Genomic DNA, 20790 nt, shown 5'->3' with positions numbered 1-20790 from the left:
GGTTCATCATGGTGGAGGCGAGGAGAGTATCTAACATCCTTATTGAACCTGCTCTCGAAGCAGATCCTGTCGAAGACAACCTTATCGGTAATGTTAGATGCCGTGCTCGTCCGCTTGATGCCTTTACTCCGAAGATCACTCAACCGCTCCCTGCGCGCGGACGACCCGCGGGGTTCTGCCTCCCCCTCCACGCACAACAAAAAACACCCTCTTCGGGTGTCTTTTGCTGTGTTATGGAGGCGAGGGGAGTCGAACCCCTGTCCGAAGATAACGCCACACAGGCTTCTACGGGTGTAGTCGCAGATTTGATGTCACCCTAGGAGGCCCCCTGCAACTGGGTTCTCTTAAGGTCAGCCTGATTGTCTTCTTCCGTTAGCCCCAGGCGGAGACTAAGCGGCGTATCCCACTATAGTTGAGCCCCTAGCCCGGCACATGGGCGATGCAGAGTAGGAGCGTAGCGACTGCTTATTAGGCAGCCAGAGCTACAGGTTGATTGTTAGTTTTGCCGTTTAAATTTGGCTTACGCGTTTTATAGTGGACGCGAGCCCCACTACCCGCTACCCATGCTCGAACTACCCCCGTCGAATCCATAAACGCCCCCGTAATAAGGCCGATAGGATCGATGGTTCAACGTTCGGAATCACTACTCCCGGAACGTCTGCATCATCGAGATCATGAGCCTATAATAAGCCGTTCCAAGAACGGACTGATACCTTTAGTATACCATAAACCACCCTCATCTGCATGGGCGTTTCATGGAAAGCAAGGAGATCTCTGGCTTTGCTAAACCATTAGAGAACTCCGGCGAGACAGCATATCTATTAAGCATTAATCATAAGTGCTGATTGACACCTCACGCATCCAGTAAACGGGAATATGAGAGATAAGGTCTTAACGGGACAACCTTACACAAGCCCACGAGATAACAGCGGTCCCAACACAACCACAAATTGCCTGGGAGCTACTTAACGTGCAACCTTCTGCTTCTCCCGCAGCGCTCGTTGGATGTCGCGGTTGGCGTCGCGTTTAGCAGCGGATTGGCGCTTGTCGTACTGCTTCTTCCCTTTGCCCAGTCCGATCAGCAGCTTGGCATAGCCGTTGCGCACGTAAACCTTCAAGGGAACCAGCGTATAGCCTTCCTGCTTAACCGCACCGATCAGCTTGTTGATCTCGGCTCGCTTAAGAAGCAGTTTGCGGGCCCTTGTAGGATCGGTCGGATTGAACCGATTTCCCTGTTCGAAAGGGCTTATATGCATATTGTGCACAAATGCTTCTCCATTACGAATCGTAGCGAAGCTGTCACTGATGTTGGCTCTGCCCCCGCGCAGAGATTTGATCTCTGTGCCGGTAAGCACCAGGCCGCATTCGTAAGTTTCCTCGATAAAGTAATCATGGGAAGCCTTCTTGTTCTGGGCGAGCGTCTTGCTCTCGCTATTCTTGCCCATAACAATCACTCCTTCATCTAACTAGGAGCTAATTGTACCAACTCCCGGGGCATAAATCAAGGGATCTCCCCGGGAGTTTTTCGTTATATCCGATCTTTCACTTCTTCCGCCGCCGCTTCTTCACGCCGGCGTAGAACGGCGCCGCCGCCTTGCGCTTCCGCCTCTTCGCGGCCCCTTCATCCCCGCCCTCCCGGCCGGGGACGAAGACGCCTGCGGCGCGGCTCTTGCGCGCGGCTCCCGCGCGGCCCGCTGCGGCGGCACCTTGGTCCCCCTCCCCCGGAGCGGGGACCAAGGCTTCGCCAGCCGCTTGGCGCTTGGCGCTTCGGCGGCCTGCGCCTTCCGCTCCCTTCTTGGAGCGGGCGGCAGACGAACCGCCGTTCCGGCCGCGCTTGGCGGCGCCGATTAGCTCGCGGGCCTCTCCCTTCGAGCTGCGGGCTATCGCTTCGACGAGCTCGAAGTCGATCGTATGCTCGTCGAGATTGACGCGAGCTACCCTCACCTTCACCTCATCCCCGATGCGGTAAATTCTCGAGGTCCGCTCTCCGATCAACAGATGCTGCATCTCGTGATAGTGATAATAATCATCGGCGAGATCGCTCAGGCGAATCAGCCCCTCCACCGTATTCTCCAGCTCGACGAACATTCCGAAGTTGGTGACGCTGCTGATGATGCCGGTGAACTCTTCTCCGACTTTATCGAGCATATACTCGGCCTTCTTCAGCGCATCGGTTTCCCGCTCCGCCTCGACCGCTAATCTCTCCCGTTCCGAAGACTGACGAGCGATGTCCTCCATGCGGGAGGCCAAATATTCCGTCCGCTTCTCCGACAAATTCCCCTGCTCCAGCACCTCGCGAATGATGCGGTGGATAATCAGGTCCGGATAACGGCGGATCGGAGAAGTAAAGTGGGAATAGAACTCCGCCGACAAGCCGAAGTGCCCCAGGCTCTCGGCGTCATACCGGGCCTGCTTCATCGACCGGAGCAGCACGGTGCTGATGACCGTCTCCTCCTTCTTTCCCTTGATTTCCTCCAGCAGAGTTTGCAGCGCCCGGGGATGAACCGTATTCCCCTTACCCTTGACTGTATATCCGAAATTTGTAACAAAGCCCATAAAATGCATCAATTTTTCCGAATCCGGGTCTTCGTGAATCCGGTACAGAAACGGCACCTTCAACCAATGAAAATGCTCCGACACCGTCTCATTCGCTTTCAGCATGAACTCCTCGATGATTTGCTCGGCAATCGTCCGCTCCCTTTTGACAATATCCAGAGGCTTGCCGTTCTCATCGACAATGATCTTCGATTCCTGAAAGTCGAAATCGATGGCTCCCCGCTGCATGCGGTAAGCTCTCAGCTTGAGCGCCAGCTCTTCCATCAGCTTGAAATCGTCGACCAGATCTTTGTACCGCTCCAGCAGCTCGGGCTCTTCACCGGTCAAAATTTTGCGCACATTGTTATAAGTCATTCTCTCCGTAGTCCGGATGACACTGGTAAAGATGTCATGGTTAACGACTTTCCCCTTGGTGTCGATTTCCATCTCGCAGGACATCGTCAGACGGTCCACCTTCGGGTTCAAGCTGCAGATTCCATTGGACAGCCTGTGCGGCAGCATCGGGATGACCCGGTCCACCAGATACACGCTGCAGCCCCGATTGTAAGCTTCCCGGTCGAGAGCGGAATTTTCCTTCACATAATAGCTGACATCGGCGATATGCACGCCCAACAAATAATTTCCGTTAGGAAGCCGTTCCACATTGACCGCATCGTCCAGATCCTTCGCATCTTCGCCGTCGATCGTCACGATCCGCTTGTTCCTCAGGTCCCGCCGTCCGCGCAGCTCCTCTTCGCTGATCGTATCGGGCACCGCCTGGGCTTCCGCCATCACTTCGTCGCTGAACTGCTCCGGAAGCTGGAATTTGCGAATAATCGATAAAATGTCCACACCGGGGTCATTCTTATGTCCGAGAATTTCAATGACTTCCCCTTGGGCAGCCGCCCTTCCTTCCGGGTAGCTGATAATTCGGGCTACCACCTTCTGGCCGTGGACCGCGCCCATATATCCTTCCTTCGCCACGAAAATATCCCGGGAAATCCGCTTGTCATCCGGAATGACGAAAGCAAAGCTGTCGTGATCCTCGAAAACTCCGACCACCTGGGTGGTAGCCCGGTGAACGATTTTGATCACTTCGCCCTCGAGCCTTCCTCCCGCCGGACCCTTCACGGAAATTCGGACGAGAACGGTATCTCCATTCATGGCTCCGCCCATGTCGTTGGCATGAATGTATACATCGGCCAGATCTTTGTCTTCCGGAATCAGGAAGCCGAATCCTTTGGGATGCGCCTGCAGCCGGCCCTTGATCAAATTCAGGCGATCCGGCAGGGCGTACCGCTCGTTGCGGGTCCGGTATACCGTCCCTTCCTCCTCCATCCGGTTTAACATTTTCAGAAATTGTTTATAATCTTGCGAATCGCTAATTTCAAAATGCTGCTCCAATTCACGATAAGTCATCGGACGATAGTCCGGATCATTCAGCAGCTTCAGTATTTCTTCTTCCGTTATCATTAGCATCTCCTTTAGTCATTTATAAAGTCCCGGTTTATGGCTTCCTACTTCAAAGTATTTACCCAAAGAACAGGGACTAATCCCCCTTACGCACATGAAATCCGTTAAAGGGCGAAAAAAACTTCTGCCTGAGTCAATTAGTGGCGAGCGAAGCATTCAGAGACGTTGGCCATACCGTAAACTCGTCCACAAGCGCCCTTTCATCCTCCGCTAATGGAATGTCCATCTTATCGCCAACATATTAGCGTTTTATAATATTCCCTGAAGGGAATTTCCGTTCACACCGGGTTATGTATTCGGATCAAAGCCTCAGAAATACAAAAACAGCAGGAAAACTCCTGCTGCATTCGAATTCGCTCTTTATTTTACGAAATAACCGATCAACAAAGCAACAATGATAAAGCCCGCAGCCAAAACAGCCGTCAACCGGGACAAGAGAAGATCCAGCCCGCGAGCTTTCTGCTTACCGAACAGATGTTCCGCACCCCCGGAGATGGCACCTGACAAGCCTGCGCTTTTCCCTTTTTGAAGGAGCACAACGGCAATCAAGCCTAGCGAAAAGATAATCAAGATGATTTTCAATGCAACAACCATAATTCCACCTCCTAAGACAAGTTCCAGTGCAGCATCGTCCGTCAGCGTTGATTTGTTTCTCCATGAGAAATAAAGCCGAAACCGACACAGCAAACTTATTTTAACATACGCCGGCCCAAAATACAATTAATGTTTGTCCTAATTCCAAAACATTCCATGTCATTAATGGTAAACCATTCTAACCTTTGAAGGCCTTAAGCATTCATGGTTTTAAGCTTGAAGAAGCCGGCGGCATTTTCAGGCATGCTCCCTAGAACAACTGGCTCTCGTTAGATGCTGTAACCGGTTTGGGTGCATTCTTGGGCCCGATGAAGGTCATCAGAGCTTTGACTGCGCACCATAAGGAGAATACGGTGAAAAATCCCGCCCACACAATCGCCGGAAGCGGCGTATGTTGGCTCAGCAGAGTGGCATCTCCCGCACTCGTCGAATCTTCCCAGGCGTACAGAATCAAGGAGAACGAGCCGAATACCGAATCCTCCAGCATGAGGAAGGAAATGAGCAAATAATAGAAGCGGCCAAGCTTCTGGCCCCCCACCAGCAGGACGACGACGGTCAGCGCGATAAATCCGGCGAGCCACAGCATTCCGAACGAGTTGCGGACGAACAGGATCAGGCTCAGAACGGCAATGCCCGTTATGATCGACAATGCGAGCTTCTGCTTGCCCTTGGCGTCCAGGGAGAACATAAACCAGGCAAACAACGAAGAAGTCGTATATCCCGCTAAAGCGACGGGAATGAAGGCCCAAGAATCCTTGACCGCCGACCGGGTCACTCCGCTGTGGTCGGAATACAGCTCAATATACAATACCTTGCCGGACAGAACCAATGTCGTCAGGGCGTGCCCGAACTCGTGAATCAACGTATTCAAATTCCGGAAGAAAGAAGAGAAGGGAATCCATTGGGTCAAAAAGGCGCTCACTATCAAAAAAAGTATCGTTACCAGCCATCTTCCCATCCGATCCCCTCCAGTATTTTTTCGGTCTAATGATGAATTACCACCTTACTACTTAACCTTGCACGGTAAATATGGTTGCCAATGAATCTTCCTTAGTATCAAGCTTTAGGTTAACCGCGACTCTTCCGAGCCACACTTCCGGTCCTTGTTATATTACGTTCCTCCGGACGTTAAGTTTCAGCGTCCTATTTTCGATTGGCATCATTTTAATCCCAATCTATAAGTTAGGCTATGCTGAATGATCTCAGCATAGCCCGTTTGTTTCGCCCTTAAAGCTGGGGCATCCCCTCATACTTCAAGCAGACGTATTATTTAAAGTTCTTCAGGTTGTAAAATGCTTGCTTGCCGCCATATTGGCTGACGCTGCCCAGTTGGTCCTCGATGCGGAGCAATTGGTTGTACTTCGCCACGCGGTCCGTACGGGAAGGAGCACCGGTCTTGATTTGGCCGGCATTGGTAGCTACGGCGATATCGGCAATCGTGCTGTCTTCGCTTTCCCCGGAACGGTGGGAGATAACGGCCGTGTAGCCGGCGCGCTTCGCCATTTCGATAGCATCGAAGGTCTCGGTCAGCGTACCGATTTGGTTTACTTTAACCAGGATCGAGTTGCCTACGCCCTTCTCGATTCCATCGGACAGACGGCTCGTGTTCGTAACGAACAGATCGTCTCCGACGAGCTGAACTTTGCCGCCCAGTTTATCGGTCAGCAGCTTCCAGCCATCCCAATCGTCCTCTGCGCAGCCGTCTTCGATCGTGATGATCGGATATTTTTCTACCCAGGAAGCAAGGAAATCAACGAACTCTGCGGAAGTGAAGGATTTGCCTTCGCCCTCCAAATGATACTTGCCATCCTTGAAGAATTCGGTGGAAGCAACGTCCATTCCGAGGAATACGTCTACTCCCGGCTTATAGCCTGCACGCTCGATAGCGGAAATAATCGTCGTAATCGCTTCTTCGTTGGAAGCCAGGTTAGGAGCGAAGCCGCCTTCGTCGCCTACAGCGGTGTTCAATCCTTTTTCCTTGAGTACGGACTTCAAGCTGTGGAAAATTTCCGTTCCGATCCGCAGAGCTTCCTTGAAGGAAGGAGCACCGACTGGAAGAACCATGAATTCCTGCACGTCCACGTTGTTGTCTGCATGGGCTCCGCCGTTCAGAATGTTCATCATCGGAACAGGCAAGGTCTTAGCGTTGAAGCCGCCAAGATAAGTGTACAGAGGAACATCCAGCGCTTCCGCAGCCGCACGGGCAACCGCCATCGAAACGGCCAGAATGGCGTTGGCTCCCAGCTTCGCTTTGTTCGGGGTGCCGTCCAGCTCGATCATTTTCTTGTCGATAGCGACTTGGTCGATAGCATCCAGACCGATAATTTCCGGAGCGATGATCGAATTTACGTTATCGACCGCTTTTTGAACCCCTTTGCCCAAATAACGGGACTTGTCACCGTCGCGAAGCTCTACCGCTTCATAAGCTCCGGTAGAAGCTCCCGAAGGAACGATCGCGCGCCCCCTGGCTCCGGATTCCAAAGCAACTTCCACTTCTACGGTCGGATTTCCGCGGGAATCCAACACTTCGCGGGCGTATACATCTGCAATAATAGTCATTTCGTCAGCTCTCCTTTGTCATATTCTATCCGATCATATCATCAGATTAAGACACTCGTCCATATGCGGGGACTCTAACCAGGCCGAACATCATCTTCGTTCGATTTCCTGTGTTAGCTTCGCCCGGACGAAATTACTTACTCACGATCAGAGTTTGGCCGGTCATCTGCTCAGGCTGCTCCAGATTGAGCAAGCTCAGCATTGTCGGGGCGATATCGGCCAGAATCCCGCCTTCCCTGAGGGAAACGTTGTTGTCCGTCACGATAAAAGGCACAGGATTGGTCGTATGGGCCGTAAACGGACGGTCCTGCTCATCGCGGACAATATCCGCGTTGCCGTGGTCGGCTGTGATGACGGCCGTTCCGCCTTTGGCCAGGATGGCCTCCACGAGCTTGCCGAGGCACTCATCCACCGCTTCGACCGCACGAACGGTCGGCTCCACCAGACCGGAATGGCCTACCATATCCGGATTGGCGAAATTGAGAATAATGACATCATGCTTGCCGGACTCAATCTCGCGGAGGGTCGATTCGGTCAATTCGTAAGCGCTCATCTCCGGCTTCAAATCGTAGGTGGCCACTTTCGGAGAGTCGATCAGAACTCTCGTTTCACCCGGCAGCTCTACATCCCGGCCGCCGCTGAAGAAGAAGGTGACGTGCGGATATTTTTCCGTCTCGGCGGTCCTCAGCTGGGTCAGGCCGTTCTGCGCGAGCACTTCTCCGAGCGTATTATCCAGATCCTTCGGCTTGTAGGCGACGAATCCTCCAACCGTTTCACTGAACAGCGTCATACAGACGAAGTGCAGATTGGTTGGGAAATGCTCTCCGCGGTCGAAGGAACGGAAATCACTGTTCGTGAATACCTGGGACAGCTGAATCGCACGGTCCGGACGGAAGTTGAAGAAAATGACGGAATCCTCCGACTCCACCCGGCCCGCCGGTTCGCCGTTCTCATCAACGATAACCGTCGGCAGGACGAACTCGTCATAGACGGATTGCTCATAGGATTGCACGATCGCTTCGATCGGATCGCGGAATTTCGGGCCTTCGCCGTATACCATGGCGCGGTACGATTTCTCTACCCGGTCCCAGCGCTTGTCACGGTCCATGGCATAGTATCTGCCCTGAACGGTAGCAACCCGGCCGACTCCGATTTCCTCGATCTTGCTCAACAATTGCTCCATATAGGTCTTGGCGCTATCCGGTGCCACATCCCGGCCGTCCAGGAACGCATGAATATAAACATCCTGAACGCCTTCCTTCTTGCACAGCTCCAGCAAGGCATACAAATGATCAATATGGCTATGTACGCCGCCATCCGATAGCAAGCCGTACAGATGAACCTTCTTGTTGTTCTGCTTCGCGTGAAGGATAGCCTCCTGCAGCACCTCGTTGCTGTAGAACTCCCCTTCACGAATCGACTTCGAGATGCGGGTCAGGTCCTGATAGACGATCCGGCCGGCACCGATGTTCAGATGGCCTACCTCGGAGTTGCCCATCTGCCCTTCCGGCAGTCCGACGGCCTCTCCGCATGCGGTCAGAGTCGTGTGAGGATATTGCTGCCAGTAACGGTCGTAATTAGGCTTGTTGGCTTGAGCGACAGCATTGCCCTGGACCTCTTCGCGAAGGCCGAATCCATCCAGAATAATAAGCGCCAACGGTTTCGGTCTGGACATCGCTTATCGAGCTCCTTCCACTAGTTGGATGTAGGAATCCGGCTCCAGGCTGGCTCCGCCCACGAGAGCTCCGTCAATATCGGACATCTGCATATACTCGCGGATGTTCCCCGGCTTCACGCTTCCGCCGTATTGAATGCGGATCGCTTCCGCCGTTGCCGCATCGAATTGCTCCTGAACCAACTGGCGAATGTAGCTGATGACGTCATTGGCGTCTTCCGCCGTGGACGATTTGCCCGTACCGATCGCCCAAATAGGCTCATAGGCAATGACTACCTGAGCAGCCTGCTCGGCAGTCAGGCCTTGCAAAGCTCCGGCCGTTTGAGTCTTGCATACTTCCTTCGTGCGGCCGGCTTCTCTTTCCTCCAGCTTCTCGCCCACGCATACGATCGGGGTCAAGCCATATTTAAAAGCGGCATGCACCTTCTTGTTGACGGTTTCGTCCGTTTCAGCGAAATAAGCGCGGCGCTCGGAATGCCCGATGATGACATACTGCACCCCGGTCTCCTGCAGCATCGGTCCGCTGATTTCCCCGGTGTAAGCTCCGCTTTCTTCCCAGTGAAGGTTCTGTGCCCCAACCTTGATCGACGTTCCCTGAAGCGCATCAACTAGCGCGGCCAGTTGGGTATAGGGAGCGCAAATGACGGCTTCTACCCCGTCCACTTCCGCCTTGCCTTTCACTTGAGAGGCAAACTCGCGGGCTTCCTTGACCGTTTTGAACATTTTCCAGTTCCCGGCGATAATTGGTTTTCTCATTTTCATCCGCTCCTTTCAGGCTAGATTATTTATCGTTAAGAGCGACTACGCCCGGCAGTGCTTTCCCTTCCATGAACTCCAGAGAAGCGCCTCCGCCTGTAGAGATATGATCCATCCGGTCGGCCAGGTTGAACTTCTCGGCAGCCGCTGCGGAATCTCCGCCCCCGATAATGGTGTAAGCTTCCGTCTCCGCACAAGCTTCGCCTACCGCGAGGGTGCCTTTGGAGAACGGCTCGATCTCGAACACGCCCATCGGCCCGTTCCATACGACCAGCTTGGATTTTTTAATAACGTCGGCGTAGATTTCTCGCGTTTTCGGTCCGATGTCGATTCCTTCCCAATCCGCAGGAATTTGATCGATGCCGACCACCTTCGTGTTGGCATTCTCGCTGAAATCGTCCGTCACGACAATATCAACCGGCAGCAGGAAATTAACTCCCTTCTCCTTCGCCTTCTTGATAAAGTCCAGAGCCAAATCTAGCTTCTCGTTGTCGACCAGCGATTTGCCGATTTCATGGCCCTGAGCCTTGATGAACGTGTAGGACAAGCCGCCCCCGATAATCAGATTATCCGCGAGGTTAAGCAGATTGTCGATGACATCGATTTTGTCCTTAACCTTGGCTCCTCCGATGATCGCTGTAAACGGACGGTCCGGATTGTTCAGCGCCTTGCCCAGCACCTCCAGCTCCTTCTCCATCAGCAGGCCGGATACGGCAGGGAGATGATGCGCGATGCCTTCCGTCGAAGCATGAGCCCGGTGAGCGGCACCGAAAGCGTCGTTCACATACAGATCGGCAAGCGATGCGAACGCCTTCGCCAATTCGGGATCATTCTTCTCTTCTCCGGGATAGAAGCGGACATTCTCCAGAAGGAGAACGTCTCCTTCCTTCAGCTCGGCTGCCATGGCTTGAACTTTCTCGCCAATAGCCTCGTCGGCTTTGGCCACCGGCTTGCCCAACAGCTCGGACAGACGCTGTGCCGCCGGGGTCAGACGCAGCTCCTCGACAACCTGTCCCTTGGGACGGCCCAGATGGCTGGCCAGAATAACCTTCGCGCCGTTATCGATCAAATAACGGATGGTGGGTAAAGTTTCGCGAATCCGGGTATCGTCGGTAATTTCACCGTTCTGGAGCGGCACATTAAAATCTACACGGACAAAAACCCTTTTCCCTTTGACATCTATATCACGGACGCTTTTCTTGTTCAAGGGAGTCCCTCCTTCTCACATTCGTTTCGGTTTACATTCAAAATTAGAGGAGAATGATTATTCTCCTCTAATTTGTTAGCTTCTTATTACAGGCCTTTAGCTGCGATGTAAATAGCAAGATCGACTACGCGGTTCGAATAGCCCCACTCGTTGTCGTACCAGGAAACGACTTTAACCATGTTGTCTCCAACTACCATAGTGGACAGTGCGTCGATAGTGGAGGAAGCCGGATCTCCGTTGAAGTCGCTGGATACAAGCGGCTCTTCCGTGTAGTTCATGATACCTTTCAGCGGGCCTTCGGCAGCCGCTCTCAATGCTGCGTTTACTTCGTCTACAGTTACGTTCGTTTTCAATTCAGCGACAAGGTCGGTAACCGATACGTTCGGAGTAGGTACGCGGAAAGCCATTCCGTTCAGCTTGCCCTTAAGCTCGGGCAGAACAAGGGAAACCGCTTTGGCTGCTCCAGTAGTGGAAGGAATGATGTTCTCGGCGGCAGCGCGGGAACGACGAGCGTCCTTATGCGGCAGATCCAGTACGTTCTGGTCGTTCGTGTAGGAGTGAACCGTCGTCATCATTCCTTTGACAATACCGAACTTGTCGTTCAATACTTTGGCGAAAGGAGCCAGACAGTTGGTCGTACAGGATGCGTTGGAGATGATGTTGTGCTGGGCCGGATCATACTTGTCTTCGTTAACGCCCATAACGATCGTGATGTCTTCGTTAGTAGCCGGAGCAGAGATGATAACCTTCTTGGCTCCGCCTTTCATATGAGCTTCAGCTTTCTCTTTGGCTGTGAAAATACCCGTCGACTCAACGACGATTTCTACGCCAAGGCTGCCCCAAGGCAGGTTGCCCGGATCACGCTCTGCGAATACTTTAACTTCTTTACCGTTAACAATGATGCTGCCTTCTCCCGCTTCCACAGATCCTTCGAATCTGCCATGAGTGGTATCATATTTGAGCAGATGAGCAAGCATCTTCACGTCTGTCAAATCGTTAATGGCTACGATCTCGACTTCCGGGTTGTTAAACGCTGCGCGGAAAACGTTGCGGCCAATCCGTCCAAAACCGTTAATCCCTACTTTTACCATGGTGTGTTTCCTCCTCATTCTTGTGCTTAATATATATCTCAAGACGAACCGGATAAGGCCCGTCAAGATCACTTGGTTATCCTTTTTCTATCAAAAAACTGGCTTCACTGAAGATGATTCATCATTTCCGTAGCCGCAGCCTCGTCGATGACGAGAACATGCTCCTTGCCGTACTTGAGCACCGAAGCTATACTTTCGCCCTTGCTCCTGCCGCCGGCGACAGCAATCACCTTCGTATTCTGCAAATCTTCCAGCCGGAGTCCCGCGGTAGGCATCTTGTGCACCACCCGGCCTTCCCGGTCGAAATAGTAGCCGAATGCTTCCGCCAGAGCGCCGTCCGCCAGCAGACGATCGATCGTATTCCTGTCCAGCTTGCGTCTCTTGGCCATAACAATAGCTTCTCCGATTCCGTGAACGACAATCCGGGTATCCCGGATGACCTCAATAATCTCGCGGATATTCGGGTCCTGAATCAGAGACTGATAGGCTTCCTCCCCGAGATGATCGGGAACGTGCAGCAGCCGGTACTGGCCTCCGGTTTTCTTGGCCATAATAGATGCGATCGTGTTGGCCTGCAGCTCCACACTCTCCCCGAGGCCTCCCCTGGCCGGCACGAACAGGCTGCCCTTAAGCGGGGTCGTAGGAGTCAGGTGATTGGCTACCTCATGCATCGTGGAACCGCCGGTCACGGCGATCACGCCGGCTTCCTGGGCCATCTTGCGCAGTGCCGAAGCCCCGGCTCGGCCCAACTCCTTCTTCGTGGAAGGAGACTGATCGGAATCACCGGGAACGATGATGACCTTCTCCAATCCGAACGCATCCCGGATCTGCTTCTCCATGTCGGATAAGCCGAACAGCTCTTTAATCATCGGCTCCAGCTGCTCCAACAGCTTCTGGCCCGCCTCACTAACCCTCATGCCGTAGCTTTCCACTTCCAGCAAGCCCTGGGTCTTCAGAAACTCGACCTCGCCCCTTAACACGCGCTCAGTCATATTCAGGGAAGAAGCGAGCGTTCGGCGGCCTACCAGACGAGATACCTGAATGTGATGCAGGATCGTGTATCTTTTTTTCAACATTTCGATCATGTCGGGCATCAACTGCTTTTGAATTTCCAGAATGGCCCTCATGGCTTATATCACTCCCGCCAATCTTAGGATTCCACGCTTTGGCAACCATGGACGCGAAATGTCCCGCATACACATTTTCAGTCCCATATACTCATAAAAAAAAGAACTTTATGGACACATTGTATCCAATTTTCATAAAATTTGCAAGAAGGGGATGCCCTAAAAAATAACCGCACAAAGTGACACATGCCCTTCGAAGCCTATTCCGTCGCACCTCGGCCGGGTCGCATTTTTTTATTTCCGCAAAATCTTCTCCATCGCTTTTCCCTTTGCCAACTCATCGATTAGCTTATCCAAATAACGAATTTCAACGGGCCATTCCAGGGAACTCCATGCCACCGAACACCTCCCCACTTATGTAAAATGGAACCCTCTCCCTTTCATTAATCGCCGGGATATAAAAAAAGAAAGTTCACTGAGACATCTCAATGAACTTTCTCCTACTCTATATTAATCAGGCATCGAAGTTTTGGTCGGCTGTGCATATCCTTCCTGATAGGCCTTATCGATTACTTGACGAATGTCTTTGTCCGTCATCCCTTGTTCCTTCATTTGGGCGGACACCTCCGCAATTTCAATACACACGTTGCACCGGGTGCCATGATCATCCCAGACCACCGAACCGTCTTCACGGACTTCCTTAATGAAGCAGTTTTTATTGTTGCTATGTCCGGCCACCTCTCCGCAGCCGCAGTAGCAAGGAATCCAATCGAGAAGCTCCATATTCGCGGCAGCCGTTTGGTACGCATGGACAATCACCTCATGCTTGCCATCCAGAAAGGCGGGCAGTTGATCGGTCGATGCCGTTATTTCCTGAAGGTCTCCGTTCGGCAGACGGGTCACCTTATCGGATTCGTGCCCTCCCGAGTTCGCCTCCTTCGCGCCGCAGGCGGTTGCCAGCATGGAAGCAAGCAGCAGCAAAGCCATCGGAAAAATCCAGCGAGTCCGCACAAGCCGGCGATTTCTCATATTATCGCCTCCTTAGTAAATTAGTCTAAAGACAGCTTCTGTCTATCAAACAAAATCCATTATACAATGAGTAGTGTCACTTTTGCTAGTTGCGTCCTATTCTGATAAGAACAAGCTATTTAAGTAATTGCTATCCTTACAGACTCCCTCCGAATAGCGCATTTCTACTCATAAGACGCCAGGAATTCAGGACAAGCGATAGCGGCAAGGCTTGATTTATACAGCTAGTTTGCTCCTCAAGAGCGAACAACGGAAACTACCTTGAAAATCCGTCTATTTTACCGTCTGCAGGCATCGTTGCAAGCGGAGCGGCACGTCTAACTGTATTTTGTACAGGTAGATTCAAGCGAATGGGCGAAAATGATCAAACTAACTGGATAAACTACAGTTAAAATGGGCAACTTTGGGCGAAACGGCTGTTTTGGCGCAAACTAACTGTAGGTTTTCCAGTTAGTTTCCATATTTCTTCCGAATATAGAAATCTAACTGTATGAAATCCATTTAGTTTTCAAATTTCACACTATTGAAGCCATTCAACTCTATTCTACCTTGAAAACCCATCCATTTTCATCATCTGATGGTGTCGCGGTCAGCGGCATGGGGCACGACATGAAATGTAAGTAATGTCCGTAACCCATACTTTGTTCGGGGCTGTTGTCTTGAAGTTTTGATTCAGCAGGTTCGGTGCGATGGGACTGGTATGATTGGAGTCTGTTGTCGTGACTTTGAATTTCTTCGACACGCATGAGCGCATGTTGTTCTCCCGCATGAGAATCCCCACAGTACGCTCGGACACCTCCCAACCTTCCTTCCGAAGGAGCATTGTGATTTTGGGGCTGCCGTAGCGGCACTTATTGTCAAAAAAATGCCAAGAAATCCGGGACAACAAAACCTGTCGGCGCTTCTGGTAACTGTTCTCGTTGTCTTTTTCCCTGCACCATTTGTAATAACCGCTCCGTGAAACTTCGAGCACAGCGCACATCTTCTCCAATCGAAACTCGGAGCGATGATCTTCGATGAATTGGAACCTTAGTTCCTTTCTTTGCTGAAGATGTGCAGCGCCTTTTTTAAGATGGCGAGTTCTTCCTGGAGATCTTGATTCTGACGTTCTTTCTCCTGATTCTCCCGTTCCTTTTCACGCAATTGTTGCTCAAGCTGACGCAATCTTTCCGGTGTGACTAAAGACTCTAATTGAATCTCATCGCGGTATTGAGCTTTCCAACTGTGCAGAACACCTGCAGATATCCCAACCTCCTCGGCGATCTGAGGCATCGACTTATTTTGCTCTAAAATGTACCTTACCATCTGTCTCTTGAAATCCTCACTGTAACTGTTTCTTTCCATTCCGGACACCCTCTCCCTTATACGGTTATTATCTATTTTCACTTAAGGGATGTCCACTTTTTATTCTAGCTGCAATTTTCCATATACTTTAATCACTTTCCACCTTTCGCTTGAATTTACCTACATAAAACACAGTTAGACGCGCCATTCCGCTTGCACGGTACCGGCAGAAAATGAAATTAACTAATTTTCAAGGTAGATGTTGGTTATAATCGTGGCAAAACAGGGGGCGCCGGCTCCCTTTTCACTCTTTGGAATTAAACTCCATTTGATATAAACGCTGATACAGCCCCTGTTTGGCTAGCAGTTCATCGTGGGTCCCCGACTCCACCACACGTCCGTTATCCATGACCAGGATGCAATCCGCCCGCTGGATCGTAGACAACCGATGGGCGATGACGAAGGAAGTGCGCCCGGCCATCAATGTCACCATAGCATTTTGAATAAGCTGTTCCGTTTCATTGTCCAGAGCCGCAGTCGCTTCATCAAGCAATAAAATCGGGGAATCCCGGCCCTCCACAACAAATTGATTATACGAGGTCTGCCTCCTTCAGGTAGTCTTCTACGATCGAGCGCAGAATCTCTGATACCGAATAGTCTCCCCTTTCGCACTGCCGATCAATTTCGGCCCAGTACTTCTCCGGCAAGGTAAGAGAGATTTTCCGGGTCACGCCAATCGCTTTCCGGCCGGCTCCCGTACGCTGCCCTCCCCTGGTGTATGGCCTATTCGGGGCATTTTTCCCGTCAAGCTCCTTCTGGTTATTATCCATGGTATCACCTACCGCTTATTTTTACATGATCAGGTTTCGCAGTCAATTTTTGCTACCTTTTTCAAGATGGTGATTTCGTTTGTTTTGAACTTCCTCTGCCTTTTGTAACCATTTACAATATTTTAAGGCCAAGGGATTGACAAGAAAAGGGAGAAGACTTATGATGGAATTGTCTTTAATGTTCTTATGTCATTACATTTGATGCAGCAGGAGTGAGGAGCCCCATCATGTCCACTTTATTTGAAAAGACATTGAATAAAGAGATTCCAACTCCCCTTTACTATCAGTTAAAGGAAATTTTGCTGGAATATATTTCGAACAACCATGAGGACTTGGAGGCACCGATTCCGACGGAGCAAGAGCTTAGCGCTCATTTCAAGATCAGTCGGCCGACCGTCAGGCAGGCCATCAATGAACTGGTTTATGAAGGCTTTCTCTATCGGATTAAAGCCAAGGGCACGTTCGTGTCCCGCCCGAAGATTCAGCAGGAATTTCTTCAAGTCTTGGACAGTTTTAATAATGAAATTAAGAAGAAGGGCATGGTTCCGTCAACAAGGGTTCTGAACATCGAAACGGTCAGAAGCGATAAATCCATCAGTGAAGCGTTACATATGATGGAAGGCTCCAAAGTGATCAAGCTGCAAAGATTGCGTTTTGCCAACGAGGACCCTATTGTTATTGTGGATACCTTCTTGCCCTACAATGATTGCCGCTTCCTGCTGGACAGTAATTTAGAGCAAGAGTCGTTGTATGAACTGATTGAAGCCCGATTATCCTTAAAAATTACAAGGGCTGTCCGCAAATTGGAAGCTGTTCTGGCGGGCGACTACGAATCCCAAATGCTCAATGTTTCACAAGGGGCGCCTATCCAATTCATCAAGAGCACAACCTTCTTATCCAACGGAAAGCCCATTGAATATTCCCTAGCCAAATATAGAGGGGACCGCAATACCTTTACTTTTGAAATGAATCGTTAAATTTTTTTGCTCTTAAATGTAAAGACATAACGACATTGGTATGTAGACACTCAATTAAGCATGTTACTCTTAAACATTTGAGGAAGCCTATTTCGATCTAAGCAAACGATATTGCTGCATTACAGCGCCTTTCCGCAAATTTACTTAATATACAAAACTTTAAAATGGGGATGAGGATGCATGGCAGAAAAAATTTTAATCACGCCTAAATCGTTCAAAAATTACAAAGAAAAGGCACACCGGCTGCTGCAGGAACGCGGCTACGAAATCATCGAGAATAACTTGGGCAGAACGATGACCGAGCAAGAAATCATCGATGCCGCTCAGGACAATGTGGTCGGAATTATTATCGGGATCGACCCGCTTCCGGCTAACGTCCTTGAGCAATGCAAAAGCTTGCGGGCCATCTCCAAATATGGGGTCGGAATGGATAATATCGACCTCAAGAGAGCCGAGGAATTGGGAATTCTCGTCAAGAATGCCGTCGGAACCAACTCCATTTCCGTTGCCGAGCATGCGATCGCCCTCATGTTCGCAAGCGCCAGGAATCTCCCGGCCATTGCAGCCGGCGTCAAATCCTATGGCTGGGACCGCACCATCGGCTTCGAGTTAACGAACAAGAAGCTTGGCGTCATCGGCGGAGGACAAATTGGAAAAGAGGTAGCGAAGCGCGCGGTTGGTCTTGGAATGAATGTCACTATCTATGATCCCTTCTTCAAGGATCTGGCATTCCTCGAACAATATAACGTCCAGAGACATGAGCAGCTCGACGAAGTATTGAAGGAGTCGGATATTATCTCGCTCCATCTGCCGGCAACGGAGGATACCAAAGGGCTGATCAATGCCGAAGCTCTAAAACGGATGAAGCCGACGGCTATCTTGATTAACACGTCGCGCGGAGAGCTTGTGGACGAAGCAGCCTTATATGATGCCCTAGTCAATAACCAAATTGCGGCGGCCGCGCAGGATGTCTATTCGTCCGAGCCCCCACAGCAAGGCGATCCGTTAGTTGCGCTGCCGAATTTTATCTTGACCCCGCACATTGGCGCTTTCACTCATGAAGCGGTAGAGCGAATGGCGATGGTATCCACCGAAAATCTCATCCATATGCTCGACCAGAAGGATGATTCCAAATGAGCAAGGCGGACCAAAATTTACGCTCCAACCAAGTGATCACTACCGTAACCGGACCTATTTCGCCGGAGCAAATGGGCTTCTGTCACAGCCATGAGCACCTTTTCTTGAAAAAGGGCCAGTCCGCCAAAATCGATCCGGCCTTGCAAATCGATGACTATGACAAAACGATCCAGGAACTGAATTTGTTTAAAGAGGTTGGCGGGGCCACGATTGTCGAAGCACAGCCGGTAGGAAGCGGACGTCACGGCAGATGGCTGGAAGCCGCATCACAGCAGACCGGAGTGCAAATCGTCGCCTCCACCGGCTTCCACAAGCTTGTTTTTTATCCGGAAGACCATTGGATTCATACGGCCGACGCCGACAAGCTCACGGAATTATTTATCGATGAGCTGCAGAACGGGATGTATGCCGACGGCGAGGAAGCCTGGCCCGCGGAACAAATCACGGCCAGAGCCGGTATCATCAAAACAGCCTCCGATTTCCAAGGGGTGGGCGGCCGATATTACAGGCTGTTCAAAGCGGCGGCCCAGGCCGCTCTCGCGACCAAGGCACCGATCATGAGTCACACGGAAATGGGACGCGCAGCTCTTGATCAGATCAAGCTTTATACCGATTTCGGCCTTAAGCCCGACCAACTGATCATCTGTCATCTGGACCGGGAAATGGAAAATGCCGATTATATGCTCCATGTGGCGAGCACGGGAGTTTATTTGGAGCTCGATACGATTGGCCGGTTTAAATATCATTCGGATGAAGAAGAGGTCGAGCTCATCATCAAGCTGATTGAGGCCGGCTATGAGAATCAAATCTTACTTTCGCTGGATACGACGCGCAAACGGTTAAAGAGCTATGGCGGCGAGCTCGGGTTGGACTATTTGGCCACAACCTTCCTGCCGAAGCTTGAAAGAGGCGGAGTGCCGAAAGCCTTGATTCACAAAATAATGCACGACAATCCGGCCAAAGCATTTAGTAAAGGCGTTTAGAACTATATTTATTTGTTGACAAGATCAGAAACAGAGAGGAGCCATTTCCCATGAAATTACCTGAAAAAGCAACCCAACCTACCATGTATTTCATCGGCGTCACCACCACGAAATCCTCCATCATGAAGCTGTTCCCTCTGTGGGCGGAAGCATTGGGGCTGGAAAACGCGGTTCTGAAAGGGATTGATATCGACATTCATGCCGATCCCCAGGTTTATCGGGATGTCGTGGAATTTATTAAAAATGATGAATTATCGTTAGGGGCTCTTGTTACTACCCACAAGATCGATCTGTATCATGCGGCCAAGGATTTGTTTGATTACCTTGATCCTTATGCCACCATGTTCGGCGAACTCTCTTCGATTTCCAAGAAGGATGGCAAGCTTGAAGGATATGCGAAAGACCCTATTTCCAGCGGTTTGGCCATGGAAGCTTTCATTCCGGCAAACTATTGGAAGGATCATGGCGGAGAGCTGTTCGTCATCGGAGCCGGCGGCAGCGCCATTGCGATCTGCTCCTACCTGCTCGATCCCAAGAACGGTGAGAACATCCCTTCTAAAGTGGTCATCGCCAACCGCAGCCAGCCCCGTCTGGACGAGATCGAGCGGATTGTCAAAGAAATTAATCCCGATGTTAAAGCCGAATATCATTTGACACCGGAGCCGACCCAGAACGATGCCCTGCTTGCCCAGATCAAACCGCATTCCCTGATCATCAATGCAACCGGGTTGGGCAAAGACCGCCCAGGGTCACCTTTAACGGATAATGGCAGCTTCCCGGAGAAGAGCCTTGTATGGGAATTGAATTACCGCGGAGAGCTGGATTTCATGCATCAGGCCCTTCGTCAGAAGGAATTAAAAGACCTTCACGTGGAAGACGGCTGGATTTACTTCATCCATGGTTGGACCCAGGTCGTTTCCGAAGTGTTCCATATCGATATTACCGGAGCCGTATTCGACCGAATTGAACAAATTTCCAATGAAACGAGATAAGGAGAGACTGCAGCATGAGTGAAAACACAGTAAAACCATTTGCCCTTGACTTCGATCTGATCACAGGTTTGTCCCAAACGAAGGAATCGACCAAGCGCCCGCTGTCCAAAATGAAGGGAATGTACGCGGATGACGCTGCCTTCGAGGCCGCCGTACAAAATAACGACCCGCTCGTTTATGAATTTTATGAGCTTGATGTGCCGGAAACACCCGGCAATCTGTTATTCGGAACGAGCATTCTCTACCCCGGCAAAGTAGGAAACGAATATTACATGACCAAAGGCCATTTCCATACCATTCTGGAAACCGGAGAAGTTTACTACTGCTTAAGAGGTCATGGCGCCATGCTGATGGAAAATCCGGAAGGAGATTGGGATATCCAATATTTCACCCCGGGACAGGCTGTTTATGTGCCGCCGCGCTATGCCCATCGCAGCATCAATCTTGGCAACGAGCCTCTGGTGACGTTCTATGCCTACCGGGCCGATGCCGGTCATGACTATGGAACGATTGAAACTAAAGGGTATCGGAAGCTTGTCGTAGAGAAGGACGGAAAACCCGAAATCATCGATAATCCGAAATGGAAAGAGTAGGAGAAGCG

At 51.0% G+C, this 20790-nt stretch carries 19 protein-coding genes, 1 other RNA gene and 2 pseudogenes; 5 read left to right on the top strand and 17 right to left on the bottom strand.

Features of this window, described 5'->3' with window-relative positions:
- Positions 1-231: 231 nt before the first annotated feature.
- The 17 genes and pseudogenes from ssrA to FS806_RS15580 all read right to left on the bottom strand — a co-directional run bounded on the left by ssrA (position 232) and on the right by FS806_RS15580 (position 16100).
- Positions 232-601, bottom strand: a transfer-messenger RNA (tmRNA) gene (gene ssrA / locus FS806_RS15660).
- Between the two features lie 364 nt (positions 602-965).
- Complete coding sequence (smpB, locus tag FS806_RS15655; protein WP_144938367.1) at positions 966-1445, bottom strand: SsrA-binding protein SmpB; 480 nt, start codon at positions 1443-1445, stop codon at positions 966-968.
- Positions 1446-1542: 97 nt separating this feature from the next.
- Complete coding sequence (gene rnr, locus FS806_RS15650) at positions 1543-4008, bottom strand: ribonuclease R (protein ID WP_144938364.1); 2466 nt, start codon at positions 4006-4008, stop codon at positions 1543-1545.
- Between the two features lie 360 nt (positions 4009-4368).
- Positions 4369-4602, bottom strand: a complete 234-nt coding sequence (gene secG, locus FS806_RS15645; protein WP_144938361.1) for a preprotein translocase subunit SecG — start codon at positions 4600-4602, stop codon at positions 4369-4371.
- Between the two features lie 250 nt (positions 4603-4852).
- Positions 4853-5560 (bottom strand): M50 family metallopeptidase, encoded by a 708-nt coding sequence (locus tag FS806_RS15640; protein WP_144938358.1) that lies wholly within the window; start codon positions 5558-5560, stop codon positions 4853-4855.
- Positions 5561-5868: 308 nt separating this feature from the next.
- Positions 5869-7161: a phosphopyruvate hydratase gene (eno, locus tag FS806_RS15635; RefSeq protein WP_144938355.1), complete on the bottom strand. Its 1293-nt coding sequence runs from the start codon at positions 7159-7161 to the stop codon at positions 5869-5871.
- A 133-nt stretch (positions 7162-7294) separates the two neighbouring features.
- Positions 7295-8836, bottom strand: coding sequence for a 2,3-bisphosphoglycerate-independent phosphoglycerate mutase (gene gpmI / locus FS806_RS15630; RefSeq protein ID WP_144938352.1), 1542 nt, complete (start codon positions 8834-8836; stop codon positions 7295-7297).
- Positions 8837-8839: 3 nt separating this feature from the next.
- On the bottom strand, positions 8840-9592 hold the full coding sequence (tpiA, locus tag FS806_RS15625; protein ID WP_144938349.1) for a triose-phosphate isomerase: 753 nt from the start codon (positions 9590-9592) through the stop codon (positions 8840-8842).
- A gap of 25 nt (positions 9593-9617) precedes the next feature.
- Positions 9618-10799, bottom strand: coding sequence for a phosphoglycerate kinase (locus FS806_RS15620; RefSeq protein WP_144938346.1), 1182 nt, complete (start codon positions 10797-10799; stop codon positions 9618-9620).
- An 86-nt stretch (positions 10800-10885) separates the two neighbouring features.
- Positions 10886-11890, bottom strand: a complete 1005-nt coding sequence (gene gap / locus FS806_RS15615; protein WP_144938343.1) for a type I glyceraldehyde-3-phosphate dehydrogenase — start codon at positions 11888-11890, stop codon at positions 10886-10888.
- A gap of 104 nt (positions 11891-11994) precedes the next feature.
- A complete protein-coding gene (locus FS806_RS15610; RefSeq protein WP_144938340.1) occupies positions 11995-13017 on the bottom strand; it encodes a sugar-binding transcriptional regulator in 1023 nt (340 codons plus the stop codon).
- Between the two features lie 234 nt (positions 13018-13251).
- A pseudogene (locus tag FS806_RS15605) lies at positions 13252-13332 on the bottom strand (DUF2200 family protein); the annotation flags it as partial.
- A 135-nt stretch (positions 13333-13467) separates the two neighbouring features.
- Positions 13468-13986 (bottom strand): PCYCGC motif-containing (lipo)protein, encoded by a 519-nt coding sequence (locus FS806_RS15600; RefSeq protein ID WP_225312823.1) that lies wholly within the window; start codon positions 13984-13986, stop codon positions 13468-13470.
- A 589-nt stretch (positions 13987-14575) separates the two neighbouring features.
- Positions 14576-14968 carry an IS3 family transposase gene (locus FS806_RS27100; protein ID WP_397347580.1) on the bottom strand — a complete coding sequence of 131 codons (393 nt, stop codon included), beginning with the start codon at positions 14966-14968 and terminating at the stop codon, positions 14576-14578.
- Positions 14969-15015: 47 nt separating this feature from the next.
- A complete protein-coding gene (locus FS806_RS15590) occupies positions 15016-15330 on the bottom strand; it encodes a transposase (protein ID WP_144938334.1) in 315 nt (104 codons plus the stop codon).
- A gap of 244 nt (positions 15331-15574) precedes the next feature.
- Positions 15575-15838, bottom strand: a pseudogene (locus FS806_RS15585) (hypothetical protein); the annotation flags it as partial.
- 22 nt (positions 15839-15860) lie between these two features.
- Positions 15861-16100 (bottom strand): ribbon-helix-helix domain-containing protein, encoded by a 240-nt coding sequence (locus FS806_RS15580; protein ID WP_144938328.1) that lies wholly within the window; start codon positions 16098-16100, stop codon positions 15861-15863.
- Between the two features lie 227 nt (positions 16101-16327).
- Here FS806_RS15580 and FS806_RS15575 point away from each other — a divergent pair, with 227 nt between their 5' ends.
- The 5 genes from FS806_RS15575 (at position 16328) to FS806_RS15555 (ending at position 20782) form a co-directional block, all read left to right on the top strand.
- On the top strand, positions 16328-17077 hold the full coding sequence (locus FS806_RS15575) for a GntR family transcriptional regulator (protein WP_144938325.1): 750 nt from the start codon (positions 16328-16330) through the stop codon (positions 17075-17077).
- 180 nt (positions 17078-17257) lie between these two features.
- Entirely contained in the window at positions 17258-18214 is a 957-nt protein-coding gene (locus FS806_RS15570; protein ID WP_144938322.1) for a phosphoglycerate dehydrogenase, read from the top strand.
- Positions 18211-19197 carry a phosphotriesterase family protein gene (locus FS806_RS15565; protein WP_144938319.1) on the top strand — a complete coding sequence of 329 codons (987 nt, stop codon included), beginning with the start codon at positions 18211-18213 and terminating at the stop codon, positions 19195-19197. Before FS806_RS15570 ends, FS806_RS15565 begins: the two co-directional genes overlap by 4 nt.
- Positions 19198-19247: 50 nt before the next feature.
- On the top strand, positions 19248-20189 hold the full coding sequence (locus FS806_RS15560) for a shikimate dehydrogenase family protein (protein ID WP_144938317.1): 942 nt from the start codon (positions 19248-19250) through the stop codon (positions 20187-20189).
- Between the two features lie 14 nt (positions 20190-20203).
- Entirely contained in the window at positions 20204-20782 is a 579-nt protein-coding gene (locus tag FS806_RS15555; protein ID WP_144938314.1) for a glucose-6-phosphate isomerase, read from the top strand.
- Positions 20783-20790: the final 8 nt, after the last annotated feature.

Origin of the sequence: Paenibacillus sp. 32O-W (genome assembly GCF_007679495.1) — a bacterium.
Lineage (GTDB): Bacteria > Bacillota > Bacilli > Paenibacillales > NBRC-103111 > Paenibacillus_L > Paenibacillus_L residui.
Note: the sequence above shows the minus strand (reverse complement) of the source record. Positions and strands in the feature narration are given on the sequence as shown.